Annotated in this window: 8 protein-coding genes; 4 read left to right on the forward strand and 4 right to left on the reverse strand. The window is 40.1% G+C overall.

What is annotated here, in order from left to right:
* Nucleotides 1-233: 233 nt before the first annotated feature.
* From hetR to H6G76_RS05015, 4 genes are all read right to left on the reverse strand, one after another.
* Complete coding sequence (gene hetR / locus H6G76_RS05000) at nucleotides 234-1,136, reverse strand: heterocyst differentiation master regulator HetR (RefSeq protein WP_190696248.1); 903 nt, start codon at nucleotides 1,134-1,136, stop codon at nucleotides 234-236.
* 1,257 nt (nucleotides 1,137-2,393) lie between these two features.
* Entirely contained in the window at nucleotides 2,394-4,613 is a 2,220-nt protein-coding gene (locus H6G76_RS05005; RefSeq protein WP_190696251.1) for a DMT family transporter, read from the reverse strand.
* A 636-nt stretch (nucleotides 4,614-5,249) separates the two neighbouring features.
* Nucleotides 5,250-6,536: an inorganic phosphate transporter gene (locus tag H6G76_RS05010; RefSeq protein WP_190696254.1), complete on the reverse strand. Its 1,287-nt coding sequence runs from the start codon at nucleotides 6,534-6,536 to the stop codon at nucleotides 5,250-5,252.
* 150 nt (nucleotides 6,537-6,686) lie between these two features.
* On the reverse strand, nucleotides 6,687-7,733 hold the full coding sequence (locus H6G76_RS05015) for an alcohol dehydrogenase catalytic domain-containing protein (protein WP_190696461.1): 1,047 nt from the start codon (nucleotides 7,731-7,733) through the stop codon (nucleotides 6,687-6,689).
* A 372-nt stretch (nucleotides 7,734-8,105) separates the two neighbouring features.
* On the opposite strand from H6G76_RS05015, the gene H6G76_RS05020 reads away from it, so the two are divergent.
* From H6G76_RS05020 to H6G76_RS05035, 4 genes are all read left to right on the forward strand, one after another.
* Nucleotides 8,106-8,588: a beta-lactamase hydrolase domain-containing protein gene (locus H6G76_RS05020; protein ID WP_190696257.1), complete on the forward strand. Its 483-nt coding sequence runs from the start codon at nucleotides 8,106-8,108 to the stop codon at nucleotides 8,586-8,588.
* Between the two features lie 337 nt (nucleotides 8,589-8,925).
* Nucleotides 8,926-10,707 carry an FAD-dependent oxidoreductase gene (locus H6G76_RS05025; RefSeq protein WP_190696260.1) on the forward strand — a complete coding sequence of 594 codons (1,782 nt, stop codon included), beginning with the start codon at nucleotides 8,926-8,928 and terminating at the stop codon, nucleotides 10,705-10,707.
* Nucleotides 10,708-10,807: 100 nt separating this feature from the next.
* Nucleotides 10,808-11,047 (forward strand): heterocyst-inhibiting protein PatX, encoded by a 240-nt coding sequence (patX, locus tag H6G76_RS05030; protein ID WP_190696263.1) that lies wholly within the window; start codon nucleotides 10,808-10,810, stop codon nucleotides 11,045-11,047.
* A gap of 328 nt (nucleotides 11,048-11,375) precedes the next feature.
* Nucleotides 11,376-12,131, forward strand: a complete 756-nt coding sequence (locus H6G76_RS05035) for a Uma2 family endonuclease (protein ID WP_190696266.1) — start codon at nucleotides 11,376-11,378, stop codon at nucleotides 12,129-12,131.
* Nucleotides 12,132-12,156 lie beyond the last annotated feature (25 nt).

Genomic DNA, 12,156 nt, shown 5'->3' on the forward strand with positions numbered 1-12,156 from the left:
TTAATAAAATTAACCCTGTTTGAAATTTTATATAAAGCTGAAAAATACTGGCTATCAGGTTTGCAGTAGCGGATGCCAACGGAAGCTTCCTGCTATTTAAGGTAAGTAATCAGCTAGGTTTCTGATTCTTGCAGCAGGAGCGATCCCGTCGTTATCACTAAACATTTCAAAATTTTCCAACCGTTGAATTTCACGGTGATTATATTACTGAGCGCAAGGTTTCAAGAGAAAATTTATTCGTCTTCTTTTCTACCAAAAACCATCTGTAAAATCATGGGGATGCCACCACTTTGGTGATATTTATCAGCCCAAGCGCGGATGACTTCATCAAGCTCTTCCATAGCTTGCTCCCACTTTTCTGGCGGAATATCCAGTTCTTCTAAGGCGCGCATAGAATTTGGCTGTTTTTCTGCCCAGTTTCTCATCATCCGAAAATACCGCGCTGTATCTTCTAGCATGATGTAGGTACGCTCTTGATCGTCGGCTGGCGCATAGAAAGGACGAGTCAGCGCATAAAAGGGCATTCCCCAGGGGGAATCAATTCTAGTTACCGTACCGGAGTAAAGGAGACGACGCTTAATGTGTTCTGCTAAGGCTTCGCTCAACGGCATCTGATGTTCAGGCGGCAGAACTTCTTGCGATCGCTTGTGCAGAAATTCAATCAGTTCTAGAAACTCAAAAGAGCTAACTAATTGTGCATCTGGCAAGTTACTGGGTAATTTCTGCTCAATTTGACGCTTTTCTTCACTCGTCAAACTTGTACCAGGAACGCGCGATCGCCCCGGTTGCCAAGGAAATTTTTCCATCCACACGTAAGGCAGTTGAATTAAGTAGCGTGGTTCCTGAGAACCCAGCATTTTCAGCAACTTACCTTCTGTCAGAGCTTGTCTGACTTCTTCGACAATAATCTTGACTCTTTTTGGCTCCAGGTGGTGCAAGTGACCTGTCATTCTGAGATTTTGCCCTTGTTCGAGATAGGTCATGTAAATTGCACACTTAGCTGCGGTGGCTGCTGCATCTAGGAATGCTCCATGCCTATGTCCACTCGTCCGCATGGCACTAAAAGCCAGATAAAGCATGATCTGATCCATCGCACTAGGGCTAAGACGTTTGATCAGATCTATGTCGTTACTCATATTACAGACAGTTGAATAGCACGTTTACAAATTTATAGTCAGAGCAAAGTAAGCAGTATACACCTAAATTTAGGTGATATCTTTACTTTAAACTTTTTAGGATGCTGTGATTTTCTGGTTACTAGTATTTGGTTCTGCCAATGGCTCCGAATTATATAGCAAATTACTACTAAAAAGAAGCTTTTTTTTGCTATTGTTATTCTTTCCTGACAAACTCAAAAATCACCCTTTCTTTTCTCTACTTGTCATACCAATTACAAAATTATCTATCTTCCCCGTTTAATCTATAAAGATTCTTTCGGTATTTAGATTTTTTCATCCTTTACTAGTAACAACAGGAAAACTACTTGCCTCCTAATTGTGGTTCACACCTTATTGCTGAAATAGCAGTAACTAGCTGATGGACTTGATGGTAAGCACCTTTCCCAAGATTTTAAATTTCTTTGGGTTTGTAGAGAATTTTGGTTACCCGTCGATTTCCTGTTTGGTAGGGGTAATCTCAGAGTCAATCGTCTACTAAACTTGGAAAATATTACAGGTTTAATAGATACTAGTAGACTACCATAATGCTCACAGCTTTCGGCAATTTTTTGGCAGTTTAGGTAGTTAGCACCGAGGAAAATCAAATTCCTCAAATTAGGTAGATAATTCTCAGTCCAAAAATACCTTTTCTTTCTTCATTTATGATATTCTATTTCGCAAACTTTTTTATCAAGTTTATGTAAATTAACCTAATCTTAATATTGTATTTAGAGACACTTTAGTTATGTTTACATAGCCATAATTATTAAGGATTCCTGATATTTTAATAAATAAAAAATTGATTTTATTATTCAGCTTGATATCGGTTAGTAGAAATGATGTTTTGACAATAAAAATGCTGATTAGATAGACGTTTCAGTAACTGAAGCGGCTAAAACATTCACAGCAATTCTGTGGATGAACGCTTCAATAAATAGAGATTTTATCTAGGATTTTGTACTAAGTATTTGGGTGTTAAACGGCTAAGAGGCAAGTAAAAATGACTTGTTCATTTGCCATTTATATAATACACAGATATCTTATTTTGTAATGAAAGTAACAGATTTAAAACTTTTATTTTAAATTGCCTGCTGAAGCTGTTGTAATTTTAGGTTAAACTGTTTGATGATTCTAAAAAGAAAGTAAAGAATTGAAAAGTTAAAAATCAAACTTGAGATAATTAGAAGCTTACTTAATATTTGAATTTTAACTTTTCTGGCTTTTATATAGCGGGTCTTAAGCATTTTCAGTTTCGGAACTAGAGGATTTAACCTGATTACGCATTTTTTCAAAACTGAAAGCCGCAGCACCGAACGTGACAAATAACACGCCCAAAATTTGAATTATCTCTAATGTTTCCTGAATCATTAAACCCGCAAAAACTACGGTTAAGATTGGTACGCCTGCGCCAATAATTGCCGATCGCATGGCTCCTAACTTGCGAATACCAACATTGTTGAGAACGTAGCTTAAAAGTGTCAGTACACCCAAAATAAAAGCACTTAAAACAATCTCCAGCAACTTAGAATTATCAATTGTGAGGCTCCAATTGCTGGGTAGGGGTAACATCAAACCAATCAAGCTCAAAACGAACATGGTGGTTAAACTAATTAAAGTAAAAGACACAGGATGCAGTTTAGCAGCACACACACGAGTCAGAATTACATAGCAAGCAAAAGCTACACCACCAAAAATTGCAGCACTACTACCAACAGAAAAATCACTGATCCCCGCAGTAGCAGCACCTCCTAAAATTAATAATTCACCTAAGAAAATCGAACCGATGGCGGCGGCGCGGAATCCACTGGGTTTATCGCTGAATAACAACCAAGACAACAAACCGCTAATACTGGGGTAGATAAAGAAAAGTGCGATCGCCATACCTGTCGTTACTTGACCGATAGCCATGTAGATTAGCACCTGCGATAAAAACAAAAAGCAACCACTAGCAATTGATAGTTGCAAAACACTCCGCGCCCTGACTTTCGCTGCTGAGGGTTTACCGCGTACTGATTCCATCAAGTTTTTGAGATCTTGCCAAATCTGGGGATGCATGATTGGTGCTAACAGTAACGTTAGCGGTACAACCACCGCCAACCGCAGCAACAGAATTAAGAAAATATTCCCCAAAGTTGGTAATAGCAACCTTTCCACTGCTAAACTCCCAACCACCGCAGAATCTTGGTGGAACATCATCTTGACGGCGACGTTATAAACTGATGACACCACCGTAGACAACACAATCAGCAAGAACCCAATTTGGATTGGCGATAAAGTTTGCGATTTGCCAGACTTTCCTGATTTAGGTTCTGGTGCAACAGGTTGAGAAACTGTTTCCTTCTCAACTAAATCTGGCTTAAGTACGGAAACTGGCTCATTAGCCTTGTTAGATGAAGATTTTGATTTAGTTTCTGGTTTATCTAAACGGAGTACAGACTTTTGTTCAGTTCCCTTAACTTTGCTGGTTGAAGATGGCGTTTGTTGTTCTGCAACATCTTTGTTAGGTAAAACAATTGGTTCAGGAGGTTTTTCTTTTGGGGGAAAGTCTTTGGGGGCGATAGAAAGCGGCTGGGTTGGACTTTCTTTAATTGGGGGAATAATAACTGCTGACGATGCTACTGGTGCAGAAGATTTCGGCTGATTTTCGGTTGAGTTATTGGTAACTTCTGATAACAGTGGATAGCTTACTGAAGAACTAACTGATGCTGGCTCATCTGGTTGTAAAACTGTGGGTGAAGATACTTTTAAAGAACTACTAGGCGATCGCTCACTTGATTGTAAAACCGTAGCCGGCGAAATTTTTATCGTACTACCCGACGGTGGCTCATCTGGTTGTAAAACCGTTGGCGGGGATGATTTTTTTTCTTGGGTAGTTTCTTGAATTGCTTTTGTTAATTCACTACGCAGCCGACCAACTAATTCCTCAACAATAGTTTCTCCTTGCTGTTGCTGGCTTTGCATCCGAGACAATTGCTGTGACAGATTACCTTGATAATTTTTTAGTTCTTGTTGCAGCGAGTTAAAAGTAATGGTTAGAGTATCATCCAAACTGCCCAGCATTTGTTTAATCTGCTCATTACTTTCGGCTGATTTTAGAACTGCTTGTTCATCAGCCTCGCCCATCTTCAGTTCGTTAGCTAAATTTTTGAGCGATGATTGCAGTTGCGAAGAAATATGTTTGGCTAAAACTTCTGCCAACTGACGAATTAACACTTGCTGTTCGGTAATTTGTCGCACTTGTTGTAAGTGTTCTTTTTCCTCTAGCAGCTTTTGAATGTCATCGTACAGGCGTTCTTTTTCCGCTTGTAGCCGTTTTATTTCGTCTTGCAATGATTTCAGCACATTTTGTTGAAGATTTTCTAAATCCTCGACAACAGCCCAGAGTGCTGTTTCTGCCGATCTCGATAGTTCGCCTCTAACTCGCGGGTTGTCTGGTCGTTTCTCAAATCGCCCCATTAGCTTCTAACCTCTAACACCTTGAAGATAAAGCTGCGTCCCGTAAATTTGCTTGGCGTTCATACTAGTTTTCAGTATTTTGTTAGATAGACCAAAAAATTTAACAAGATTTGCACGTATCACAGTAATTTTGTCATGCTGTACACAGCTTGGCAAAGGATATAGTTTTGGACTTTACAGCTTCACATACTATGTGCCATGTATCACCCGAAAATTCAATCCTTTAAAAGTGAGATTTTTAGATAGAAAATATATCACTCAATATAAATACTTGTTATTTTGATACCAACCGTAAGTTTTAAATACTTGTCAATAAATACCTGGTAATTTTTAACAATGGCGATTAAAAAAGTTAACTGTAAATCAAGGCAAACTGTAACATAAGTTACAGTTTACTTTTCGCCTAAAGCTTAGTTTGTCCTGGGAATTTTTAAATCTAATTTTCTCCTCAAAAATATTTTAGCTAATTCTTGTATTTCTAGATAGTGTGCAATAGAAAGTAAGGTGAATTTAAATGTTTATTTTGCACTTTTTACTTCCTGCCTTTTTCAAGTTAGTCATTAGAAAATTGCCCTATCAATCAAAAAAAATCTACCTTCTCTAACCCAGCCTCTATTCCCTACTCTCAGTGTTCTGCTAGTACCAAAAAATCCGAGCCAAACTAAAGATACTTGCACTAAGAACTGCACTTAATGGAACTGTAATTAACCATGCAGCAGCAATACTTTGCAGAGTTTGGAATTTAATTGCATTCAGGCTTTGCACCATTCCAATACCAACTACGCCCCCAACAAGTGCATGGGAAGTAGAAACAGGTAAACCTAACCGAGAAGCTAGGAGAATGGTAGTGGCGGTTGCAAGTTCTGCACAAAATCCACTACTAGGTTGCAACGCAATAATGTTTTCGCCAATGGTAGCAATGACTTTTTTGCCCCAAATGGCTAAACCTGCAACAATACCTGCACCACCCACAACTAAAATCCACACTGGGATAGTAATGCCATTTATCGGTACGTTACCAGTCGTGTTGATATATACGATCGCCGCTAAAGGTGCGATCGCATTTCCCACATCATTAGAACCATGTGCAAAAGCCACAAAGCAAGCACTGAGTAGCTGGAATCGACCGAATAATCTTTCGATAGGAGTGGGGAATGGAGAATGGGAAGTTATGTATTCTTCCTCTGCACCCCTACATTCCTCCACTTCTAGTTGTCGCCAACTAATTAAAGTCAGTCCTACTGCTGCTAATGCACCTGTGAATAGGGGAATGTCGTATGCAGGTATATCGATCCCAACTTTTTCAATTAAGAAATTAGTTAAAGGTTGCGTTAGAGAAGGTAGCACAATTACGCCAAACACACCCAACAAAGCAGAACTCAGCCAAGGAATCCACTCTCTTAGCTGAGTAACTTGATTTGGTTGATCTAAAATCCAGCGTTTAATTTGGCTGTAAAACAAGGCGGCAATACTACCGCTAATTATCGGTGTCACAATCCAACCAATGGTAATCATGCCAATTGATGGCCAATCAATTGCACCTATGCCCATTGCTACCGCACTAAATCCAGCGATCGCACCAACAACTGCATGAGAAGATGATACAGGTAAACCTTTGGCTGTGGCGATTTGCAACCATACACCACAGGATATTAATACTGTCATCATTCCTGTAACTAACAATTGGGGTGTAGCTGCAAATAAATTAGGATTTGCAACTTTTGTCGCTAAAGTTTCTGATACTTCATGCCCAAACAAGACTGCGCCAGTAAACTCTAAAACTCCCGCAATGATGATTGCTTGTTTGAGAGTCACCGCTTTAGAACCGACGGATGTTCCCATCGCGTTGGCAACATCGTTAGCGCCAAGATTAAAGGCGACATAAAAGGCGAGGATGACAACTATCACTAAAGTCATGGGCATTGTTTGGGTAGATGTATAGGAACTAGGGAACAAAGATTAGGCAATGTGCGTTTTGATAATTAAATTCCCTCCTAAGTTTGACTCCCATTTTGAGAGTCGATGGCAAAATTAGCTATAAGTATTTTCTAGGAGTTACCTTCTTTGCCCGGATCAAGGATAGATTAAAATTTTGTATGTATCGGGAGAAGGGGCGATCGCTTGTTCTACGGCTGCTGATAAGTCTTTTAAGGGGTAGCGATCGCTAATTAAAGCTGACACATCAATCCGCCGATTAAAGACAATATCAGCCGAAAGTGCCTGAATACGATAGGAAGAACTGTAACTACCCATCAAGTCAATTTCTCGGCGGTAAAGAATATTCGGATTGATAGGAATTTCTAATTCATCGGGAAACTCGGCAAAGAACAGTATTTTCCCACCTTTACGCGTACAGTCTAGTGCTTGAAAGAACGCTTTATCACTAGGTACAGCTAACAATGTCACATCTACACCCAGTCCATCGGTGAGTGCATGAATTTTTGCAGGTAAATCGGGATCGCGAGCATCAAAAGCTGCTTCAGCGCCAACATTTAGGGCTTTGTCTATTCTAGAAGGCAGTAAGTCAGTGGCGATCGCTTTTGCCCCAAAATACTTCACCAACATGATAAACATTAACCCAATTGGCCCGGCTCCTGTAACTAACACAGTTTGTCCAGGGGCAATTTGAGCTTTTTTCACTGCTTTGAGACAGCAATTAGTTGGTTCAACAAAACTCGCTTCTTCAAAAGAAATATCATCGGGGATAGGAATTAACCCGCCATTCTGCACAATATGTCCTGGGACTTTCACATACTCGGCAAAACCGCCACCACTGGCATTAAATCCGGCTGTGGTGGAGATATTCTTGTAGACATCGCACATCGAGAAATTTTCATTTAAACAGTAGGCGCAACGCATACAAGGAATGTGATGCATCACAGCTACTCGTTGTCCCACCTGCCAACCTCTGACTTCCGAACCTACTGCGGCAATTGTTCCCGCAGTTTCATGTCCAAATATGCGTGGTGGTTCATACAGAGGATAACGAATTTTTTTAATATCTGACTGACATAACCCTACAACTTGCACCTGCACCAGTACTTCATCTGCTAAGAGCGTTGGTACTGGGATGTCTTCAAAAGACAGTTGATTTACGCCTCTAAATACCTGTGCTTTCACGTTGATTTTTTCACCGTTCAACGATCTTAGATGTAACATTAGCTGTCAACGTTAAGCTATAAACTTTCAGAAACAAAGTGCGATCGCCTTAATTCAGAAATAGAACATTTTTTCTAACCTCAGTAAATCAGATTGATATATAAAAACCACTAAATCTATCGGAAATATGCATTATTTATTCCAAACATCGGTTAACCGATAGACTAACCGTATATTATGGATAGAACAAGAAAATAATCAAAGCAAAAAGACAAATTTAGCAGCTATCAGCCGATGGTTTGCCATATTTGTCAAATTTGACTGCGAATTTTTGAATAGCTGCTCACAGCTTGGTTATCAGCATATTTGCAAAGAAAAGCACAAGGAGTGAATGTGAACAACGCCATATTGATTAATGAAAGTTTAACAACAACAGGACAAATCTCATTAAAACAGCTTGAGCAAGCTATCCAAGAAGGTTATAAGTCAGTGTTAAATCTGCGATCGCCTGATGAACTAGGATTCTTTCAGGATGAGCAAAAGCTAGCCCAAAAATTGGGGCTGTATTACGTCAACGTACCCGTGAAGCTAGAAGAATTGAATGAAGAGTTAATTACCAAAACCCTGAAGACACTTGAAAAGCTACCAAAACCAGTCGTCATACATTGTGCCGCAGGGATGCGTTCAACAGGAATTGCCTTGTTGAGTATAGCCATTAAAGAAGGATTAACAACAGAGCAAACTTTAGCAAAAGCCAAGAGTCTAGGTTTTGAATTCTTAGAAAACTTTAATGGCTTTAGTGTTAGTCCCAGGCTGAAGCAATTATTTGTGAACTATGTAAATAAACACGCAAAGATAGCTGTAGCTGCTCGCTAGGCTATTAACAGTATCGGTAAGTAGGGGCATGGGTTTCGTTAGCAAAATCCATGCTTTTTCCAGCATATATTTTTATCAAGGAAGGCAGGAGGAAAACAGTATAGCTGTAACAGCCCATACCATTACAACAGGGTGAAACACCTCACCAAATTTTCAATTTGGTGGCCCTTATTAAGGAGGGGTGTCCCCATAGTTGGGATTGCCCAATGGTTGAGCCTGTGAAAATATGTTGAGCAACCTGGCTGGTGGATACTTGTCAATACTTTGTTCGGTTGGTTTGGTGGTATTCTGTCGGGAGCCGTACTAGTTTTGCTGTTAAAGAATACAAAAAATATTAATGGTTAATCAGATATATACAGTTGATGTTTTAGTTGTAGGTGGTGGAACTGGTGGCACGGCGGCTGCTATTCAAGCGGCGCGACGGGGAGCCAAAACTATTTTGGTGAGTGAATTTTCTTGGGTGGGGGGAATGCTGACTTCAGCCGGAGTATCTGCACCAGATGGTAATGAATTAATTGCTTTCCAAACGGGGTTATGGGGTGCGTTTTTACAAGAATTACGACACCGGCAACCCGGAGGATTAGATAATAGTTGGGTGAGTTTTTTCAGTTACGATCCCCGTGTGGGGGCAGAGATTTTTGCAGATTGGATAAAAGAATTGCCAAATCTGCATTGGATTTCTGGGCAAGTACCTTTGGAGGTGTTGCGTGAGGGAGATTGTATAACTGGCGTTAGGTTTGCTGATTTTACTGTTCAAGCCAAGGTGATTCTCGACGGTACAGAATTAGGAGATTTATTGGCTTTGGCAGATGTCCCTTATCGTTGGGGTTGGGAGTTGCGATCGCAGTGGCAAGAACCCAGCGCACCAACTACATATAATACAATTACAGAAAAATATCCGGTGCAGTCACCCACTTGGGTTGTAATTATGCAAGATTTTGGTGATGCTGTTGCACCAAGAATTCCGGCTGCGCCTAATTATAATCCTTCTCTATTTGATGGCACTTGGGAAAACTATGGTGCAGAGCAATTTTTGAATTATGGACGCTTGCCAGGCGATCGCTTTATGATTAACTGGCCGATCAAGGGTAATGATTACGCTGAAGGTGTTGGGCGTTTGGTAGAGTCAAAAACATCTCAAGCCGAGTTTCTGCAAGAATGTCGCTGGCATAGTCAAAACTTTGCTCATTTTATTCAAAGTCAGTTAGGCCGCCGCTATGGTTTAGCGCAAGAAGTTTTTCCAACTGCTGACACAGCTTTTGCATTACATCCTTATTATCGAGAGAGCCGCCGTCTAGTGGGACTCACTACAATTCGAGAACAAGATATCTTACCTGTGACTGGCGGTAGAGTTGCATCTTTGTTTCCCGATACCGTAGCTATTGGTAACTACGCCAACGATCATCATTATCCTGGGTTTGATTTACCACTACAACCCAAGTCAATTCGTTGGGGAGGACGCTGGACAGGAACACCGTTCACCATTCCTTACCGTTGCTTAGTTCCAGCTGCTGTAGATGGTTTATTAGTTTGTGAAAAAAATATTTCTGTGTCTCACATCGCTAATGGTGCAACAAGATTACAACCTGTGGTGATGGGTATCGGTCAAGCCGCAGGAATGGCGGCTGCTATGTGCGTTGAGTTGGGCGTACAGCCGAGGGATTTACCTGTGAGGGTTTTACAAGAAGCATTATTACAAGATGCACAAGCACCTGCTGCCATCGTTCCTTTATTTAATCTAAATTTTCTGCCAAATCATCCGGAATGGTTTTCTGTACAACAGTATTATTTAGATAGACCCCAAATTTATCCATTGAGTGGGGATTCTCCTCAGCTAGCTTTGGGGAATTCTAATTATTTAGATATTGACCAAGCATTAATACAAGAAAGTAACTCTTTTACAGGTATTTTCCAGCGTTTAGATCAGCAAGATTACAAGCTTCAAATTACTGCACCAACTGCTAATCAAGGGGAACTGTGGCAACTAGTAACTTTGCGATCGCCAGTAGACGAACAGTTACAAATAGCACTACATGAGCAATTAGTCACTGTTTGGGGTAGGCTAAATTACTCTGGTAACTGGATATTAGTTGACAAAATCGACATAACTTCAACATAAATTTATTTCTGTAAAACCGAATACTATTTATCAAACTTTCCGGATACATTTCAAAAACTTAGTAGCAGTAAATATAAGACATTTAAGATTAATATCTGCTATGCGTGTTACATTTTCCCTTTTAGTTTCTAGTTTGGTGTTCGGTTCTTTAGCTTTTGATTGTCAGGAGAAATTAAATCGCTCACATACGCTCTCTTCTGCTACAGCACCACAACAGTTACTTTCAGCAAAGCCAAAACCGAAACCTAAACCCAATGTGCCAGACAACCCCACACCTCATCGTGGTAGTGGACGCAGAGATTTAATAGAATCTATCAACAAAGCTTTTCCAGCTACATAAAGCTCTTTAGTATGATGAATTTTGACAAGTCAACAATCATCTTCTAGCCCAAAAATCAAATCAGCCTCAAACTTTAAAGCATACTGACTTACAACAAGATAAAATTTTTAATACTCAAGAAATTTAACATTCTTTCGATTTTACATTCATAAGTTCTTTGTATAGATTCGGTTGACACCTTTGCATTGGTAACATCAAGCAAAGTTACGGAAGTTATAGCATCATCTATTCCTCAAATCAGATAATTTATTTTTAGAAACTCAAACTATATCTACAACTTCTCCAGGGAGCGATAACATAAGAAGAAACTAATATTTATGCTGTGTTTATGGCAACCCAACTGGGCGAAGCTAAATCGCTCACTGAAATGGTAATCTCTTGGGAAGCGTTACCCGATGATTATCAATTAGAGGATGAACCTGTGGAGAATACTAATCAGCCGATTTTGGCTGGTGCTTTGCGCGAAAGCTTAGAAATTAGTGGGTTCATCCAACCACAAATGTTGATAGCGTCAAATTTTGGACTTTGTGCGACTGTCAACGGACAATTAATTTTGAAAGCACCTGACTGGGTTTATGTACCAGCAGTTAATCAAGTTTTGAGCGATCGCAAAAGTTATACTCCTAATTTAGAAGGAGATGTGCCGGTGATCGTTATGGAGTTTTTATCCGACACTGAAGGCGGAGAATATTCTGTTAAGCGCACATACCCACCAGGAAGATGGTTTTTCTACGAGCAGATTTTACAGGTTCCCATCTATATAATTTTTGAACCCGATAGCGGCTTATTGGAATTTTACCAACTGGAAAATAAACGTTATGAGTTGCAGCTACCTGACGAAAATGGTCGTCATTGGATAGAGTCAATTGGTTTATTCTTGGGAACTTGGCAAGGCACTAAAGAAGCCCGCACAGGATATTGGTTGCGTTGGTGGGATGCAGAAGGCAATTTGTTACAGTGGGCTGTGGAACAAATTGAACAAGAACGCCAACGTGCTGAACAAGAACGTCAACAAAAAGAACGATTGATGGCTTATTTGGCATCTCAGGGTATTGACCCGAATAATTTGCCAACTTTCGATTAGCTAGTAGGAGCGAACAAATTTTCGC

This window comes from Nostoc sp. FACHB-152 (assembly GCF_014697475.1).
In the GTDB taxonomy this organism is placed as follows: Bacteria; Cyanobacteriota; Cyanobacteriia; order Cyanobacteriales; family Nostocaceae; genus Nostoc_B.

Bases quoted from the DNA above. Each gene is read 5' to 3' on its own strand.
- patX (WP_190696263.1), top strand. From the start codon at position 10,808: ATGCGTGTTACATTTTCCCTTTTAGTTTCTAGTTTGGTGTTCGGTTCT.
- H6G76_RS05005 (WP_190696251.1), bottom strand. From the start codon at position 4,613: ATGGGGCGATTTGAGAAACGACCAGACAACCCGCGAGTTAGAGGCGAA.
- H6G76_RS05035 (WP_190696266.1), top strand. From the start codon at position 11,376: ATGGCAACCCAACTGGGCGAAGCTAAATCGCTCACTGAAATGGTAATC.
- hetR (WP_190696248.1), bottom strand. From the start codon at position 1,136: ATGAGTAACGACATAGATCTGATCAAACGTCTTAGCCCTAGTGCGATG.
- H6G76_RS05010 (WP_190696254.1), bottom strand. From the start codon at position 6,536: ATGCCCATGACTTTAGTGATAGTTGTCATCCTCGCCTTTTATGTCGCC.
- H6G76_RS05025 (WP_190696260.1), top strand. From the start codon at position 8,926: ATGGTTAATCAGATATATACAGTTGATGTTTTAGTTGTAGGTGGTGGA.